Source organism: Blautia sp. MSJ-9 (assembly GCF_018919065.1).
Lineage (GTDB): Bacteria > Bacillota > Clostridia > Lachnospirales > Lachnospiraceae > Blautia_A.
This window is the reverse complement of record NZ_JAHLQG010000018.1, coordinates 16860-35318: the sequence shown is the minus strand read 5'-3', so window position 1 is coordinate 35318 and position 18459 is coordinate 16860. Positions and strand designations below refer to the sequence as shown.

Genomic DNA, 18459 nt, shown 5'->3' with positions numbered 1-18459 from the left:
GTTTTTGTATTATCATAAATTTGACTCAATCTTAAATCTGCACATTTTTAACCCGCATTACTCACCTTACTGCTATATTTAATAATCAGCAGTTCTACGCTCAGTTTATCTTCCAGACGTCCCGTTTTTACGGATTCCTCTGCATCTACAAAATCTTTGATTGCTTGTTCCAGTTCTGATATAGTGTAGGCTCTGGCGCAGGATGCGATGTTTCGCACTGCAAAGCTGGGTACTCCCAGTTTCGATGCCATCTCCTGCTGTGCCAGCCCTGCCTCGGCAAACTGTTTTACCTGAAGCAGCTGACGGTACTGTTTCGCAAGGAGGAACAGAATTCTCATTGGCGGTTCTTTCAACGTCAGCAGATCATAGTAAAGATCCAGTGCACGTTTCTGATTCTTCTCTGTTACTGCACGGACCATATCAAAGATTCTGTTGGTGGTCTGAGTCGTGCATATTTCTTCGATATCCTCTGCAGTTACCACATCTCTGCCTTCTGTGTAGCAGATCAGTTTCTCCAGTTCCATTCTGAGATTTCCCATGTCTGTTCCTGTCTTTGTAAGTAGAAGTTCCATATCTCTCTGTGTAATCTTCTTTCCTGCTTTTCCAAGAATTCCTGCTGCCCAGCGCATCAAAGTTTTCTCGTCCTGTCTGGCAAATTCTGCGATCGTGCCGCAGGCTTTTACCGCTTTATACATACGGTTTCGTTTATCCACTTCGGATTCCACAAAGACCATGCACAGATAATCCGGCAGTTCTTTCATATAGTCTGCCAGCTCTTCACTCTTGTTCTTAAAGAAACCAGTATCTTCCAACAGGATTACTCTCCGGTCTGCAAAGAATGGCATAGTTTCGCAGAGATCGATCAGTTGTTTAACATCAACGCCTTTTCCTTCATAATGATTGAAATTCATAGTGTCGCCATCCGGATTCAATGCCTTCACCAGATTATGCTTGTACTGCTGCTTCAGATATGCTTCATCTCCATACAGAAGATATGCCTGTTTGAAATTACCTGATTTAATGTCTGCCTGTATATTCTTCAATTTTCTACCCCTGATCTTTTTTCATATTCTCTCAATATTACTTATTGTACCAATTCCATGCAATAATAGCCAGTAGAAAATTGCTATACTAAATTCAGCCGCCCAGTTCTACCATTCTGTGAATGCATCTTCCGGCACCATCCATGACATTCTGTGGAAGGAAGATTTCTTCTCCACCCTCTCCTTTAAGACAGTTATAGATATCCATAAGGGTTGTAACTTTCATGTTCATGCAGGTGAGTTGCACAGTAACCGGGTAGAATTTCTTATCAGGACAAGCGAACTGGAGATGTTCTACGATGCTGTTTTCTGTTCCGATAATAAATTCTTTGTGATCGGATTTTTTAGCAAAGTCCATAATCCCTGTTGTAGAACCTACAAAGTCTGCCATTTCTACTACTTCCTGACGGCATTCCGGGTGTACCAGGAAAAGGGCATCCGGGTGTTCTGCGCGGGCATTTTCTACATCTTTTGCACTTACTACGATGTGTCTCGGACATCCACCTCTGTAGAATTCAAATGTTTTCTCCGGGAGTTTTTCTGCTACATAATGCCCCAGATTAGGATCCGGGATAAATAAGATCTTATCCTGTTCCAGTTTTCTGCAGATTTCTAATGCCGAAGAGGAAGTAACACATACATCACATTCTGTTTTAAGTTCTGAAGTTGTGTTGATGTAGGCAACCACTGCATGATCCGGATACTGTGCTTTTAATTCACGCAGGCTTTCCAGATCAAGTTGTTCTGCCATCGGACAGCCTGCTGCCGGATTTGCGAGCCATACTCTTTTTTCAGGGCTTAATATTTTACATGTTTCTGCCATGAAGCGGACCCCGCACATGATCACGCCGCTGCAGTCTCTTTTGGAAGCCTGGACGCTCAGTCCATAGGAATCGCCTGTATAGTCTGCCACTTCCAGGATTTCCTGACCCTGATATGCGTGTGCAAGGATACAGATATCCTTTTCTTTTTTCATGCGCAGGATTTCCTGCTGAATTTCTGCTATTGTCATTGTTTTAATTCCTTTTTTCCTGATTCTGTTTTCATTATTCCTGTTTCTCTTTTTCCCATGGCTGAAGTGGAGCAATGAACCCTGCTTTCTCCAGCTGTTCTCCGATCAGGTCCAGTCTTTCCTGGCTGGAAGCTTCTACCAGATGATAATGATAACCGGAAGTCGCACTGCTTAATACTGTGGAATGGCTGCTGTTGATAGCCTGGACAAATTCATTTACATCCTGTCTGGAACGAATATCCATCTCTGCACTGACACGTCCGTAGACTCTGTGACTGATGCTGATGTTCTTGACCCGTCCTCCACAGTCTACGATCAGGTTCAATTCTTCTGCTGCCTGTTCCTGTCCGTGACGTACTTTAAATTCTCTGGTACATGCAACGTCTTTGTCCTGCTGCAGGACATAGCCTCTGGTAGTGGAGAGGATTCCCGGTGTGGACGCCCGTATTACTGCCATATCCTGTACGATCACCTGCCGGCTTACCCCAAACTGTGATGCCAGTGCTCTGGCTGCGATCGGCTTCTCTGCCTGATGAAGGAGTTTTAAAATTTCGTTTCTTCTCTGCGCAGTATTCATAAATACAATCCTTTCTGTAACAATATTCAAGCGGAATCAGGCGGATAAGCTCATATACTTCTCTGCCTGATGTTCATTGATAATATTCCGCGAAATGTTTTCTGTGAGTAAAAATATACTTGTGGGATATCCCACCTGTAGTTCCCTGTAAATACATATTAACAGAAAAAACAGAATATATCACACAAATTTATACGATTCACATAAATCCTGCATACTGACAGAACGGATTATTCCCGATAAGAATCATTCTTCAACTGCGTGAAGATTCTTCATTGAAATATCAAGAATTGGTGCGGAGTGTGTCAAAGCACCGCTGGAAACGAAGTCAACACCTGTCTCCAGGATCTTTTTGATATTTTCTTTTGTAATGTTTCCGGAGCACTCTGTCTGCGCGCGGCCTGCAATAAAATCTACAGCTTCTTTCATCATTTCCGGTGTCATATTGTCAAGCATGATGATATCTGCCCCCGCTTCCACGGCTTCTTTTACCTGATCCATTGTCTCAACTTCAACCTCGATCTTACGGACAAATGGTGCATATTCTTTTGCCATAGCTACTGCTTTTGCAACACTTCCTGCTGCTCCGATATGGTTATCTTTAAGCAGTACCCCGTCTGAAAGGTTGTATCTGTGGTTGCATCCGCCGCCTACACGTACAGCATATTTCTCAAATACACGGCAGTTCGGCGTAGTTTTTCTGGTATCAAGAAGTGTCACTTTACTTCCTTCAAGAAGTTTTGCAACCTGGCTGGTGTAAGTAGCAATTCCACTCATTCTCTGAAGATAATTCAGCGCTACTCTCTCTCCGGAAAGAAGCACACGGATATCTCCGTTCACTGTCCCAAGAAGATCACCTTTCTTTACTGCATCTCCATCTTTGAAATTAAAATCAATTTCTGTTTTCTCATCTAAAATCCGGAATACTCTTGCATACACATCCAGTCCGGCGATGATTCCATCTTCTTTTGCGATCAGGTCTACGGTTCCCTTGACTGCGCTGCGCATAACTGCGTTTGTGGAAACATCCTCACTTGTAATATCCTCCTGAAGTGCCATACGGATCAGCTGGTCCGCCTGCATTTTCATTGTAATCTCATTCATGGCTCATTCTCATCCTTTCAATTTCATTTAAGACTGCTGTGTGATAACCGCTCAGCAGTTCTTCTCTGTTTTCGTATATTTTCATATCGACATCGTCTGCTTTCACATATTCCGGTGTTTCTCCAAATATCATATCATCGGCAGCTTTCCTTGCAAACACTAAGGATTCCAGCAGGGAGTTGCTTGCCAGGCGGTTTTTTCCATGAACGCCGTTACAGCTTGTTTCTCCGCAGGCATAAAGTCCTTTCATGGAAGTTTTGCTTCCAAGATTAACCTTGATTCCTCCCATGAAATAATGCTGGGCTGGAACGACCGGGATCGGCTCTTTTCTTGGGTCAAATCCCTCTTCTATACATTGTTCATAAATATGTGGAAAATGCTCCATGATCGTTTTCTCACCCAGTGGGCGCATATCTTCCCAGACAAATTCTGTTCCGTCTTTTTCCATCTGCTCAAAAATCTTCTGACTCAGTAAATCTCTTGGCTGCAGTTCATTGGTAAAGCGCTGTCCATTTTTGTCATAAAGCAATGCACCTTCTCCTCTGACTGATTCTGAAACCAGAAAACGTCGTCCCAGTTTATGGGAATACAAGGTCGTTGGATGAATCTGTATGTAATCCAGATGTTCCAATTCCACGTGGTGTTTCATAGCAATTCCCAGACCATCTCCTGCGATATGGGAAAAATTAGTTGAATTTTTGAAAAGTCCTCCAATGCCTCCGCAGGCAAGAACTACAAACTGTGAAAAAACAGGAATTGCCTGTTCATTCTGATCCATCACAATGATCCCGCAGACAGTATTGTCTTTTGAAATCAAGTCTACCATTGTCATATATTCACAGATTTCTATGTTTTCTCTTGTCTTTGCAGTATTCAGGAGACTCTGTGTAATTTCTTTTCCTGTGATGTCTTCATGGAAAAGAATTCTTGGCTGAGAGTGTGCTCCTTCTCTGGTAAATGCCAGATTTCCCAGTCCGTCTCTCGCGAAATCCACATGATATCGCAAAAGATCTCTGATAATATCGTTGGAACTGCGGATCATCAAATCCACGGCTCTCTTATTATTTTCATAATGTCCTGCACGCATAGTATCTTCAAAATAATTCTCATAGTCCTCTTCTCCGCGCAGCATACAGATTCCTCCCTGTGCCAGAAAAGAATCTGACTGGTCAGCTTCCTGTTTGGTGATCAGAAGAATATTCATTTTTTCCGGGAGATTCAACGCACAGTACAGTCCGGCTGCTCCGGTTCCTACAATAATGGCGTCATAACGTTCTTTCATTTTCTTTTCCTCATGCCGGTATTATACCGGATATTCTTTTTTGTCTGTGCCATTATACTACCTGACTATTTAGGTGTCAAGACACATAAATATACTATTGTAAACTTATATGATGTGTTACTATTTGTTCAATCTGCTCTCAGCAACAAGATTCTATCTGTTTCACTGTTATTCACAGTCAGAATTTTTTCGATAAGTTTTTGCAAAAATATGTTTATGTTTTCTGTATATCATGACTGCCCCTGCATCCTTCGTAATCAACACTTTGCTCCCACTGTTTTCCAGACGCCGCAGAGTATCCGGCGACGGATGTCCGTAAGTGTTCATTGATGAGCAGGAAATCACTGCCAGCTCCGGTTTTACTATGTCAAGGAATTCCTGTCCTGTAGAATATTTTGATCCATGGTGTGCCACTTTAAGAAAGTCCACATCTTCCAGCCATCCATTCTGTAACAGCTTTTCCTCTGTTTCCTTTCCAATATCGCCTGTAAAAATCCCTTTGAAATCCCCGCTGGTCATCTCCATCACCATTGCATCTTCATTTACCTCTGTTCCTGACGCCCCGGAAAGCGGCCATAAAACTTCCAGACTGGCCTGCCCATACTTGATCCTGTCGCCAGCTTTTGCATACAGCACCCTTGTTCCTGCTGCCTCTGCCAACTTTATCAGTTCCTGATAATTTTTATTCTCCTGTATGTTCTGCCAGTCTGGAAGAATCAAATTCTCCACACGCAAAACGGTCAGACCTTTTCCAATATATTCCAGAATCTGTCGCACGCCACTGATATGATCTTCGTCTGTATGCGAAATATAAATCCCGTCCAGTCTGGAGATTCCTCTGCTTTTCAGATATGGAAGCAGCTGGTACTGTCCAAGTGCGCTCTTGTTCGTACTGCCACCATCAATCAGAATATTCCACTGATTCTCGATTTCTATTACGATTCCATCACCTTGTCCCACATCCAGACACGCAATGCGAAAATCTTCCCGTGGCTTATATCCGATCAGCAGGATTCCCAGACAGACTGCTGCGGCACATAAGCCGCGAATTCCCCAGACTTTCATAACAGCATATTTACATCGGTTCTGTCTTTTATGGCTTTTATAAACTCCTGAGTTCTGTATTATCTGCATTTCCTTTCCAGAATCTTTCCTATTATACAAATCAGATTCGCACTTCAAAAAACTATCATTATCCACACCGCTCTGCGCAGTCCACCTGTATATCCACACACTCACAGCTAAAATCACATAGTAGCCCACCAGCTGACACACCTGCGGCCTTCCGCCTGCCCAGGTACAGAATGACAGTTTTCCTGCCACTGCTGCCAGAAATTCATACCCTTTCAGAATAATCCTGCCCGGAACCACTGTCAGGAATGCACCTCTGCCACTGAATAATCCCACAAGCGCCCCTGCCGTTCCACTTCCCAGCACGACCCCCACTGTCGGAAGCACCAGCAGATTCAGAAAAATTCCAAGCACTGATATCTCCCCATAAAACCACAACACCACCGGTAGTGTCGTAAGTTGTACCGTTCCAGAAGCCAGAAATGATTTCCAGAGTGATTTTCCCGTTGATTTCAGGAACACTCTTACGCCTTTATCCTCTGTCTTCCATTGATTTTTTTCTTCTCTGTCCATCACTTCTACGATCAGCGGCCACACACATCCTATCCCAATCACAGAGCCAAAAGACATTAGAAACCCTCCATCCAACAGATACGCCGGATTCTCTACCAGTATCAGAATTGCCGAAGCCGCCATCCCCGTAGGCATATCATAAATCCGTCCCGCAATCTTCGCACCAACCGAAAGCAGGAACATACACACAGCCCGCATGGTTGAAACAGTCCCACCGGTCATCATCCCATACTGCAGCATGATCACAAGCGATAGCAGCCCTGCAGGCCAGATTCCCAGACCAATCTTTTTCAGAATATTGTACAGTCCCATTCCCAGCAGACTGATATGCAAACCGGAAATCGCCAGAATGTGAATGATCCCCGCCATCTGATACCGCATTTTCAGCTCCGCATCCAGATTGCTCTTATCCCCCAACACAATCGCCTCAAATGCACCAGCCTCATTTCCACAGGCTTTCTCCAAAATTCCCGCAAACTTTTGCTGCATATCAATAAGGAACTGCCCATATGCAGAATGATTCCGCGACTGCTTCTCCACTTTTCCTTTCTTCATCACATAATAAATCCGACGGCATGCATAATACTGTCTGCTGTCAAATTCTCCCGGATTTCCGGGTTCCGGCACTTCTTCCAGCTTTCCGGACACCAAAATAAGACTTCCTGCCAGAAGTTTTTTGCTGTTTTTGTTTCTGTTATTCTCTTTTAAATAAACTCTCACATTATCAATGGAAACTTTTTCAGAATTGTAAATAAGATAAGTATCTTTTAGATATACAGATTGAAACTCTTCATTTTCCTGGCACCTGACCACCTCCCCGCAGATGGTGGATTCCGGGTGCTTTTTAATCCATGTCTGCACAGTCTCTGGCAGTGGATTTCCCCGTATCAGGGAAAATCCAAGCCAGTCTGTCACACACAGAAAAACAACCAGAAGCAGGCACAGGATACACACAGGGCGTCTCCTCACTCTCGCTGCCTCCTTTTTTTATTCTTCGCTTACAATTTTATCATCTTTCTCATAAAAACGATACAGTGCCATCTTGTCACCGAAAGTATCCAGTTTGTCTGAACTTCCAACTGTGATCTGCACTTTGTCGGCCTCCAGCGCATCCAGCAGAGAATTTACTACGGAATAAACCGGAATCTTCTCGGACACATCCAGGGCATAAGAAGAAAATACTCTGTCAAATGCCACATAACAGATCCTGTCCGCAATGGTCACATCCAGAATCTCCGTATTTTCAGGGATCGTCGGATAATGCCCTTTCTCCAGCGGGCCTTTCATCAGCTGCTCCAGTATGATCCGCTCTTTCGGAATACTGCGTTTATACCGTACTGTCCGCTGCTCTTTCACCAGTTTCTTGCCATCTTTATCTGTGAAATAAAGGGTAAAGGTATTGCTACAGTAAGCATCCGGTTCGCTTCCCGTAAACTCTGCAAAAGTATCTGCTGTCATATCGCCTACAGCCTGACCTCTGGAATCTGTCAGATCTTCATTCTCGATGGTAAATCTCACAGATGTGATCCCCGGAATTTGCAGGAATGTCTTAACAACCCCGGCACGCACGAGAAGTTCCCTTGCACGGCTCATATTGCTGTACTGACTGTTAAAGTTCACAACAAGGGTCTCGCCCTCTATGCTGTAATTCATCTGCACTTCTTCAGTAAGCAGACTGATTCCTGAGGAATCTGCCTCCTTACTGTTCATCCGCTGCATCATATCCTTGAGCAGATACTCCGAAGTGGTCTCTTCCGGGTAATATGCTTCTTTCTGAAGCTGTGTCTCATCAGCATCAATATCATAGAGATAATATGCCGGTTCTTTTTTATTTGAATCTTGGTGTACTTCTATTGAACATCCGGCTGTAAGGAGGCACAACATCAGCACAACTGCGATCATTGAAATCTTCTTTCTCACAAATGGCACCTCCTATGACGGGATATATGACAGAGGAATGCGGACAGAGAATGTAGTTCCCTCTCCCTCTCTGCTGAATACTTTGATTGCTCCATGATGCATCGCAATGGAACTCTTGGTGATTGCCAGTCCAAGACCGGTTCCGCCAATTTCCTTTGAATGGGATTTATCTACACGATAGAAACGTTCAAAGATTCTCTCAATACTGTCTTCCGGGATTCCCATACCGGAGTCTGCCACTGTTATATAAAAATATTTATGGTCTGCGTCCAGAGACACGCGAACCCAGCCATCATCTACATTGTATTTGATACCATTCTCAACCAGGTTGCTGATGGCAAGTGTAAACTTCACCTCATCCACATCCGCCTCTACAGGCCGGAAGCAGTCCAGGATCAAGTCAATATTGCGCTTGTCCGCAATCGGACGCAGACGCTTGAGAATATCCTCAAGAAGCTGGTTAATATCCATATGGGTGATATTCACATCTGCTGCTTTCTTGTCCATCTTTACAAGGGAAAGCAGGTCTGTGATGATCTTATTCTCTCTGTCGATCTCGGCAGTGATGTCACTCATAAATTCCTGATAAAGCTCCTCCGGGATTCCCTGCTGTCCTACCAGTGAATCTGCCAGAACCTTCATGGAAGTCAGAGGTGTTTTCAGCTCATGGGACACATTGGATACAAACTCCTGTCTGGATTCGTCCAGGATTTTCATACGATTGACCATCTTGTTGAATGCATCTGTGATCAGCTCTGTCTCTGTATAGTCAGGAACACTGATTTCCTCGTCCAGCACACCATCGGTCAGATCCTCGATAGATTTCGTTACTCTTGCAAGAGGTTTTACCAGAATTGTCGACAACAGCCATGACAGAAATACGGAAAGCACTATGATGATCCCGATCATCATAACGCCCCTCTGTTCCAGTTCATCCAATGTCTGTGCAATGTCCATTGTGGAAACCGTTACCAGCATCACACCCTGAAGCTGCTGAACATCCGGACTCTGGACAGGAACCGCCAGCTCCAGAACTTTACTCTTTGCATCGTAATTGCTTTTTTCTTCACCTTTGAGACACGCCACAGCCAAAGAACTCAAAAGTGTCTTTCCTTCTTCTGTGTGAAACGTATCTCCCACTATCTTAAAATCTCTGTCAGCCAGCAGAACTCGTCCGTTATATACATTAGAAAACAGTTCCAGCTTGCTGTTTACAACATCTGAGCTTGTATCATTGAGGTAATTTTCCCTGATGATCAGATTGCTCAGAATCTCACACTGATTGCTCACAGTCTCCGTAAGCATGAAAACCGCACGGTCCTGGTAATTATGAAGCATTGTATAAGTCACAATAACACCTGGCACGATCCCCAGAATGATTAAGATAATCAGAATACGAAAACGCAGACTCCTGAAAAAATTGTTTCTTTTTTTCACCTTTTCAACTCCGTTCTCTTTCTATCTATTCGTAAAACTTTTATTTTCCGAATTGTTATCATCTTATCACAGAAAAAAATGCTTTTCTACATCTTGGCAAAAAGTAATTTATTATTTTTTACCCAAAAGAAACTTTTATTGCTCTTAAACTGCCTCGTCTGCCTGCCTCCAATAACTATACTCATGAGTTAGTAACTCGTAAGTTACTTTCTTACGAGTATAATAATTCATCCAGCTTGCTCCCAAATAGAAGCTGTTCCCGTACTCTCAAAATACAATGCATAGTTATTTAAAATGTTTTCTCACTATTTCTTTATATGTTTCCGGGTCATTAATATTGGAAAAATACCAGTCCGGAGCCTGACTTTCGTAGCATTCGTAGCCATTTCTCCGCAGAAAAGCAAAGACTGCGCCTTTCCGCTGGGTAATCTCTTCAAGCATGGCATCCGCCAGTTCTGTACGGTAGACTCCCATGAGAGGTTCCTCATGTCCGCTGTGGCTCAGGATTACTGCTTTTTCATCTGAATTCTGAGCCTGACGGATCAATGCAGCCAGTTCGTCTGCCGGAACTAATGGAACATCTACGCCAAGTACCAGACAGTATGGATTCTTTGCTTTGCGAAAACAGGCTTCCAACCCACCCAACGGGCCTTTCCCCGGGAAGCGGTCTGATATAATAGGATATTCATATTTCTTTTCGCCGTGATAACCAGACAGAAGAATATCGCTGATTCCCAGTTTCTTTCCTTTTTCTATCTGCATTTCAAGGAATGTTTTTCCTTCTATTGTAAGATCTGATTTGTCCCGACCCATGCGGCTGCTGGCTCCGCCTGCGAGGACTACCATAGATATCTGCTTCTCCTGCATTACTATTTTTCCTCTTCTTTAATTTTTTAATTCAGCAATCCAAAACATTATGTGGAGTAATCCATCCTTTTTTGCTTTTAGAAAACTCTATAATTCAACCTCCAATCTGTGACATTCCCCTGATTTCATCCTGTTCTGTCTTTGCTTCATAGAAGTTGTGGCTGACTGGTTTATTCCAGATAACCTGATGAATCGCATCTTTGAGCTGTTCATCTGTACAGCCGCCGCGCATCAGGCCTCGTAAATCTGTACCTTCCTGATACTGGAGGCATCCTTTCATGAAGCCTTCAGATGTAAGACGTACACGGTTGCACTGGCTGCAGAATTTGTGAGTCATGGCACTGATAAAGCCAATTTTCCCCTTAAATCCTGCGATTTCATAGTAGTGACACGGGCCGTTTCCGTAACGTTCATTGACTGCATGCATCGGACCGTAGGCTTCTTCCAGAACTGCTTTAATGGATTCTTCGTCCTGGAATGGGAACTGTTTTCCGAATCCGATCGGCATCATCTCGATGAAGCGCACATGGATTGGATATTTCTGCGCCAGTCCTGCAATCCCGATGAAGTTTTCTTTTTCCTTGATCACCGGAACGCTGTTAATCTTCAGGGAAAGTCCCGGATGTGCAAGTGCTGCTTCGATTCCCTCGAATACCTTTTCCAGTCCATCACGTCTCGCTACTTTTTTAAAGAGTTCCGGATCCAGCGTATCCAGACTGATATTAATGGCATCCATCCCTGCATCCAGCAATGCATCCAGCTGTTCTGCCAGCAGGATTCCGTTTGTTGTTAATGTTACTTTCTCGATTCCCGGGATCGCCTTGATCTGTTTTGCAAGACTTGCACAGCCCTTACGAACAAGTGGCTCACCGCCTGTCAGTTTAATCTTACGGATTCCCAGATCTGCTGCGCACCTGCAGATGCGGAGAATCTCATCATATGTGAGGATTTCTGCATGGGAAAGTGATTTTACTCCTTCTTCCGGCATACAGTATATGCATCTCAGATTGCATCTGTCTGTCAGGGAAATCCTTAAATAATCTATTTCTCTTCCATATTTATCTATCATCGGCTCTACCTGCCTTTTACTTTTTAATAATTATTTTTCTTCTGCTGTTCCGGCCACATTATTTCTTTCATAATCGTTTGACACTCTATACTCCGCAGTCTATACTTGTTTCAACTCACAGTCGGTATTTTAGGGAGTCTGAATTCCTTTTACTACTTTCGTTTCACTTAGAGATAGGAAATTCCTTGCTTTTCTGCAAATAAGAAAAGTTATCTTGTTAAAATATCCTGATTATTGTATCATAATCCTTATAAAATGAAAGGAACTATCCTATGAAAATTAACGAACAATACCACAACCTGAATCTGCTCGAGAATATCACCTATGAGTTCCTGGGTCGTGACGGGGAAACTCATGAAGAAACGGAATCTATCCTCGTGGAGCACATGATGGATGTGTATGTAAATGAACGTCTGACCATGAAACTGGTCTGTATCCCGGAACATCTGGCCGAACTGGTTCTGGGTCGTCTTTTTACTGAAGGGATCATCTCTTCTGCCGATGATGTTGAACAGATTTACATCTGCGAATTCGGCAAACGTGCCCGCGTGATCCTGAGTAAAAATAAATCCGGGCAGCCTCATGAGGAAAACGAAGATTATGTTTCACCTACTCCTACCTGCTGCACCGGAAATCGTGTTCTTAATGATTATTTTATCACAGATCAGCCATTAATGCCAGTAACTCCGATCCCTTGGAAAAAGCAGTGGATCTTTGACCTGGCAGACTGTTTTGCAAACGGCACTCCACTCCACAGCCAGACCTGGGCGACCCACAGCTGTTTTCTTGCATGTAATGGAGAACTGCTCTTCCAGTGTGAAGATATCGGACGCCACAATGCTCTGGACAAAGCCATCGGATATGCCCTGCGCCATAATATTGATCTGAAAAAATGTGTGGTTTATTCCAGCGGACGCATTCCTACAGATATGGCGATCAAAGCAATCCGCGCCGGGATTCCGGTTCTGGCAAGCAAGGCTTCCCCTTCTGCCGAAGCAGTTGCTATGGCTAAAGAATATCAGCTTACCCTGATCTGCGCTGCACGCCGTGACCGAATGAAACTTTTTAACGGAAATAATCCGACAGAATAAATTCCGCAATACTCTTCGCGTTGTCCAGCTCAAAAAGAGGAACATCCTCCGGGATGGACAGTGCTTCTCTTTCTTCTGCATCCAGATTGGTGGCGATCGCCATCAATCTTTTAGGATTGCAGACACTTTCTGCTGAATTTCCCTTACGCACAATTTCAATTTTCGGATAATTACTATATTTAAATCCCTCCAGCAAAATCAGATCAGCCTCAGGAAAAAATTCCAGCAATTCTTTTTCCGTAATCTGCGGCTGCTGTTTTACCAGCATATATTTTCCCTTTGAAAACACTACTGTCCCGTAAGCTCCTGCCTGAAGCTGACGGTATGTATCTGTTCCCGGAACATCCGGTTCAAAATCGTGGCCATCATGCTTCAGTACTGCCACCCGGAGTCCCTTTTCTTTAAAAATCTCCAACAACCTGCAGATCAGAGTTGTTTTTCCGGAATTCTTTACGCCACTGATCGCAACTATTCTTTTTCTTTCCACCAGTTTCTTTGTTCCTCTCAAAGCAAAATCGCACTCACTTTATCTCCGGTATTCAGACTCTTGCTTTCCTGATCTTCCATGGTTTTCGTATCGATCAGGCAGTTACATCCTGCCATAGAACTGAGCACTCCGTTGGAGTGCAGTCCGTTTGGAAGGTGAAACTTACCATTTTCCCAATATGCACGAATAAAACGGCGGCCTTTGATTCCCTTTACGAAATCATCTGCCATCACACCTGTAACTTCTTTCAGACCGATTGCCGGATTCTGCATCATTTTTTCCAGTGCCGGACGGATCAGAAGTTCTACTGTTACTGCAACGCCGAAAGGATTTCCCGAGAGGCTGATCACAGGAACTTTTGCCATACACTTCTCTGAAACACTTTCATTTGAACCCTCTTTATTATACACTGAGAATAATGTTGGCATTCCCGGTTTCATCTTCACTCTCCAGAAAATCCGCTCTGCATTGAGCAGGCGCAGGGACTCATGCATGATATCTTTCTTTCCCACAGAAACCCCTCCTGTAGTGATGATCATATCAGCCTGTTCTGCTGCCTCTTTTAGCTTCTCTGCCATAATCTGTGGATCATCTTTGACTGCTTCCATATAGAAAGGTTCGATTCCCAGTTCCCGCAGTCTGGCTGACAGCATCGTCATGTTACTGTTATAGATCTTGCCTGCCGGAAGAGGATTTCCCGGCTCTACCACCTCATCTCCGGTAGTAAGGAGTACAATCCTGGGCTGACGGTAAACTGGTACTTTCGCAGCCCCCATTCCCGCCAGGACCGCTGCCTCCACATAGCCAATGTATGTTCTTTTTTTCAGAAGTGTGGTTCCTTTTTTGAAGTCTTCTCCTGTAAAACAGTAGTTGTCCCACTGCTTTTGTTCCGTATAAATTTCTACAAAATCTTCCCCATAATCTGTACGCTCCTGATAAACACAACAGTCACATCCTTTCGGAATTGCAGCACCAGTCATGATCCGCACCGCCTGTCCATGTTCTACAGCTCTCTCAGAATACTGACCCGCATCAATCTCTTCCATTACTTTCAGTTTCACCGGATGTTCTGAAGATGCACCTGCAAGGTCTTCTGCCTTACATGCATAGCCATCTACCGGTGAACGGTCAAAAGGAGGATTGTTAAATTCTGCCACCATATCCTGCGCCAGGATTCTTCCCCCTGCCTTATTCAGTTCCACTTCTTCTGTCTCGTTTATTACAGGCGTATACTGCAGAATCTGCTCCATTGCCTGTTCTACGCTGATTCCCTCCACGCACTAAGTCCTCCTTTTGTCTGTTATCATTCAACTATCAGATATTTTCAAATTTCCTTTTCTGATCACTCACAGGATATTCTCTCAAAATGACTGCTGTCATTTATCTATTGGTACAATTTCTGCCCCTTCTTTCAGTATTCCCGGCTCTATGATCTGGCAGAAAATAAACCACGGTTCCATCGGTGAGCACACTTTCTCACCTTTATATGCATCCGATGCAGGGCCTCCCGCACCGATTCTCACAACTTCCAGAAGCACGTCTCCGCAGCGAAATCTGCTTCCCTCTTCAATCACATTCCAGTCAAGCCCCTCTGTCAGAAGATTCTCACCGAAACGTCCATAACTGACAGGTTGTCCTGTCTCATCAAAGTATGGCTTTACTTTCTCATACGGTAGAAGAGTGACCTGCCTTCTTCCACCCATTCCATAATGCACGTCACCCACAAGCCCCTGTAGATCTGCTTCGCATTCATGAATGTTCTGGGAACTTGTTTTTCGTTCTTTGCTGATACATACACATAATATTCTCGCCATTTCTCTGTCTCATCCTTCCTGTCAGATTGCCCAGAATGCAATATTCACATTCTTCCCTGCATTCCGCAGGTGCTCCACAAGCTGTTCTGCCACTTCTTCTTTTCGCTTCTCTGTGATTCCCAGTTCCACATTATTCTTATTAATAGCACCACCGAAATAGAAATTAATATCCGTTGCCTGCTCAAAAAGCATCACGCCCAGCAGTGCAGCAGCATCTTTCTTTCGTTTTAGCCTGTTAAAAGTCAGCCTGTCATCCAGCCATTCTTCGCAGTATTCCAGCAAATGCTCAATCGTCAGAAATCCTTCTGTTACCAGTTCTGCACCTTCCAGCTTATAATAGGCCGGAACATCCCCGCAGGCAGTCTCACTGAGAGAAATCAGCTCTTTATCCAGATATCTGGCAGCACACTGAGCAGTAGTACCACCGCAGATCACATGGTATCCCTCTGCCTCGAAAAACGATTTCAAATATCTCTCATCATGTTCTTCCTTGCTCGGAGGACCGATCATGATATTCACGACCTGTTTCTGCCGCATCCTCAGCACAATGGCAGTAATATCATCATCCGTCTCATTCAGGTTCAGATCCAGACTTGCTTCTGCCAGATAACCAGCCATCTCCTGTGCACTCATACCTTTGTGGTATTTCGCTTTACAGAAAGCCATCACGTCTTCTCTTCCCCAGCCTCCGTTGGTGGTCTTTCCCATCCCGGCATTGGTCACACCGTCAGACATAATGATCAGCATATCTTCTTCCTGTAATTCAAAGCAGCTTTTATGAATTTCTTTTTCCTCGATCATACTGGTCTCTACCGGATAATCAAACAACTTTCCATCCCTGATCAGAATTGCATCCGGATTATCAAACTGGTAAAGACTGACCTGTTTCCCCTGAAAATTCAGCACTGTAAAGGTAGCATAAGCCAGATTCCTCACACTGCATACAGGCAGAGTCTTCGCAACAGCACGTACTGCTTCGTCCAGTTCAACCTGATTAATAATCATAGTACTAAGCATGGTCGCAGTCAATGTGGAAAGAATATTCGCTTTCACACCGCTCCCTAAACCATCGGAGAGCACCAGTACATGGTCTTTATCATTTTCTTCGATTTTATAACAGTCTCCGCAGAGAAATTCTTTCTTCTTATTCAGGCTCACATGACCAAAATCAATACATAAACCGTCAAATTCCACATTCAGTCCGTGATATCTATTTCTTTTCATTTGGTTTTTCACTCTCCAGAAGTATGGTATTTTTTAGTTTCTCCACTGCCACCTTAGTATCTGCCGCAGTCTCTCCCAGAAGTCCTGCGATCTGCTGAACGATTTTTAACTGTTCTTCTACCAGTTTATCTGCCATTCTGACTGCCTCGAGCTGTGCATGCTGGATCTGATCCTTATGTTTTCGCTCTTTTGTGATATCTTTCATAATGCAGAGGATCATTTTATTCTCCCTGTCATTCGTCATCACACGGTCCAGATAACGCTTCTGTTCTTCCAGATATATTTCATCCTGCATCAGATTTCTGTCAAATGCCAGAATACTTGCAAAGCTGTAATCTTCCATAATTTCTGAAACCGGATGTCCGATCAGCCTGCGTTTATGTGGTGTATTGAACAGATCTGTCGCCGCCTGATTCATTTGGATAATTCTCAGATTATAATCTACTGTAACCAGCAAACCAGGCATTGCATTAAATACTTTATTTGAATAACTCTCCTGTTTTGCCCGCATATATGGAATACACATGGCAACCTCTGCCTTATTCTGAATAATGGCGATTGCCTTTTCCCGGCATGTGTTGTACCCGCAGGCACCGCAGTTTAATTCATCCTTTGGAGAAAATTTTCCCATTTCTGCCAGAGCATCCCTGATTTCTTCTTCAGAAACCTCATCCTGCTCCTGTGCAGGACAGTAGCCGAAATTCTTTCGCAGTTCAAATCCCGGTAATTCATAGTCTCCCTGCTCTCTGTGAAAATCTTTTCCAAAAGCTGCATTCTTCACTGCCAGAACATCTACCAGATAACGTCCTTTCTTCATCTGAAAAGAAGGACCAGCCACACAGCCGCCGCTGCATGCATACATCTCAAGAAAACAGTTTGCAAAATCCTCCGGATGAAGTTCTTCCAGAACCTCCCTGCACTGTTCCATTCCGCTTACAGAAAGCTTGCGGATTCCTTTTACAGATCCAAGCAAGTCTGTCAGACCATCTGCAATAGCAATTTCTCTGGAACGGTAGGCAATCTGTTCAGGTTCTTTCTCAGCTATGGAAATCCCTTCTTTTTTCATCCATTGTGCAAGTTCTTCCAATGTAATAACATAATCCACTTCATTTCCGGAATCCCTCAGTTCCGACATGGCCGAAATACAGGGACTTACATAGACGATCCTTGCCTTCGGATATTGCTTTTTCAGATAATTGGCATGAAACTGCATCATAGAAGCAGACTGTACCAGGTTTCCCAGAAGATGCGGATAATGTTTCTTGACAAGCTGCACGATTACAGGACAGGCTGAAGAAATCATCACTCCCTGTTCCTTCTGCTCCGGAAAAAGCGTTTTATACTGCGCAGTCATCAGGCTTGCACCTTCTGCTGCATCTGCTGCGTCTGCAAATCCCAGTTTCTTCATCGCTTCTCTGATCTCGTTGACACCGGTTACCCCAAAACGTGCCAGATATGCCGGATGAAGAGAGGCAACAACCTGTGCCTTATTTTCCATTGCACTGCGGATTGCAGGGATCATATTCTGCTCTTCCTTGGCATCCTGCGGGCAGACAAGGATACACTTCTCACAGTAAATACACTGACTTTCTATGATCCTGGCCTGATGATCATGAACACGTATCGCCTTGACCGGGCAGTTCCGGACACATTTGTAACAGTTTTTACAACTGACTTTTTTAAACTGAAGGATTGACTGAAATCTCTGCATGCCTCGTACTCCTTATTATGTAACACTATATTTTTCACAAAAAATTATCTGTAACCGTTCCGTACTTTCACAGAATGATGTACTGCCGAATGATTATTTTTGCCTTTCCATAAAGGAATATGGAGCTGCCGCAAGGACAGCAGATCCATGTGCGACAGCCCCATATAATATTTACGA

Annotated in this window: 16 protein-coding genes; 1 reads left to right on the top strand and 15 read right to left on the bottom strand. The window is 43.9% G+C overall.

All coding sequences use genetic code 11. The features are described from left to right. Positions 1 to 47: 47 nt before the first annotated feature. From holA to moaA, 10 genes are all read right to left on the bottom strand, one after another. Positions 48 to 1043 (bottom strand): DNA polymerase III subunit delta, encoded by a 996-nt coding sequence (gene holA, locus KQI87_RS04830; protein WP_216459122.1) that lies wholly within the window; start codon positions 1041 to 1043, stop codon positions 48 to 50. A gap of 94 nt (positions 1044 to 1137) precedes the next feature. Further along, complete coding sequence (nadA, locus tag KQI87_RS04825; RefSeq protein WP_216459121.1) at positions 1138 to 2055, bottom strand: quinolinate synthase NadA; 918 nt, start codon at positions 2053 to 2055, stop codon at positions 1138 to 1140. Positions 2056 to 2089: 34 nt separating this feature from the next. Then, a complete protein-coding gene (locus tag KQI87_RS04820) occupies positions 2090 to 2632 on the bottom strand; it encodes a transcription repressor NadR (RefSeq protein WP_216459120.1) in 543 nt (180 codons plus the stop codon). Positions 2633 to 2878: 246 nt separating this feature from the next. Further along, positions 2879 to 3736 (bottom strand): carboxylating nicotinate-nucleotide diphosphorylase, encoded by an 858-nt coding sequence (gene nadC / locus KQI87_RS04815; protein ID WP_216459119.1) that lies wholly within the window; start codon positions 3734 to 3736, stop codon positions 2879 to 2881. Beyond that, entirely contained in the window at positions 3729 to 5018 is a 1290-nt protein-coding gene (locus KQI87_RS04810) for an L-aspartate oxidase (protein ID WP_216459118.1), read from the bottom strand. The genes nadC and KQI87_RS04810 overlap by 8 nt, the downstream gene beginning before the upstream one ends. 168 nt (positions 5019 to 5186) lie before the next feature. After that, positions 5187 to 7631, bottom strand: a complete 2445-nt coding sequence (locus KQI87_RS16945) for a ComEC/Rec2 family competence protein (RefSeq protein ID WP_216459117.1) — start codon at positions 7629 to 7631, stop codon at positions 5187 to 5189. 18 nt (positions 7632 to 7649) lie between these two features. Next, positions 7650 to 8582, bottom strand: a complete 933-nt coding sequence (locus KQI87_RS04800; RefSeq protein ID WP_216459116.1) for a GerMN domain-containing protein — start codon at positions 8580 to 8582, stop codon at positions 7650 to 7652. Between the two features lie 12 nt (positions 8583 to 8594). After that, positions 8595 to 10019, bottom strand: coding sequence for a sensor histidine kinase (locus tag KQI87_RS04795; RefSeq protein ID WP_216459115.1), 1425 nt, complete (start codon positions 10017 to 10019; stop codon positions 8595 to 8597). A 285-nt stretch (positions 10020 to 10304) separates the two neighbouring features. Continuing rightward, positions 10305 to 10886, bottom strand: coding sequence for a molybdenum cofactor guanylyltransferase (gene mobA / locus KQI87_RS04790; RefSeq protein WP_216459114.1), 582 nt, complete (start codon positions 10884 to 10886; stop codon positions 10305 to 10307). Positions 10887 to 10980: 94 nt separating this feature from the next. Beyond that, entirely contained in the window at positions 10981 to 11955 is a 975-nt protein-coding gene (gene moaA, locus KQI87_RS04785; RefSeq protein ID WP_216459113.1) for a GTP 3',8-cyclase MoaA, read from the bottom strand. A gap of 272 nt (positions 11956 to 12227) precedes the next feature. Between moaA and fdhD the strand changes: the two genes are divergently transcribed. Next, positions 12228 to 13046 (top strand): formate dehydrogenase accessory sulfurtransferase FdhD, encoded by an 819-nt coding sequence (gene fdhD / locus KQI87_RS04780; RefSeq protein WP_253292372.1) that lies wholly within the window; start codon positions 12228 to 12230, stop codon positions 13044 to 13046. On the opposite strand, the gene mobB is transcribed toward fdhD, so the two are convergent. From mobB to KQI87_RS04755, 5 genes are all read right to left on the bottom strand, one after another. Then, a complete protein-coding gene (mobB, locus tag KQI87_RS04775) occupies positions 13021 to 13533 on the bottom strand; it encodes a molybdopterin-guanine dinucleotide biosynthesis protein B (protein WP_216459112.1) in 513 nt (170 codons plus the stop codon). The two genes, fdhD and mobB, sit on opposite strands and share 26 nt — an antisense overlap. 17 nt (positions 13534 to 13550) lie before the next feature. Further along, positions 13551 to 14810, bottom strand: coding sequence for a molybdopterin molybdotransferase MoeA (locus tag KQI87_RS16940; RefSeq protein ID WP_216459111.1), 1260 nt, complete (start codon positions 14808 to 14810; stop codon positions 13551 to 13553). A 99-nt stretch (positions 14811 to 14909) separates the two neighbouring features. Next, entirely contained in the window at positions 14910 to 15347 is a 438-nt protein-coding gene (locus KQI87_RS04765) for an MOSC domain-containing protein (RefSeq protein WP_216459110.1), read from the bottom strand. Positions 15348 to 15368: 21 nt separating this feature from the next. Beyond that, positions 15369 to 16571: a PP2C family protein-serine/threonine phosphatase gene (locus tag KQI87_RS04760; protein ID WP_253292371.1), complete on the bottom strand. Its 1203-nt coding sequence runs from the start codon at positions 16569 to 16571 to the stop codon at positions 15369 to 15371. Further along, positions 16558 to 18282, bottom strand: coding sequence for a [Fe-Fe] hydrogenase large subunit C-terminal domain-containing protein (locus tag KQI87_RS04755; protein ID WP_216459109.1), 1725 nt, complete (start codon positions 18280 to 18282; stop codon positions 16558 to 16560). The genes KQI87_RS04760 and KQI87_RS04755 overlap by 14 nt, the downstream gene beginning before the upstream one ends. Positions 18283 to 18459: the final 177 nt, after the last annotated feature.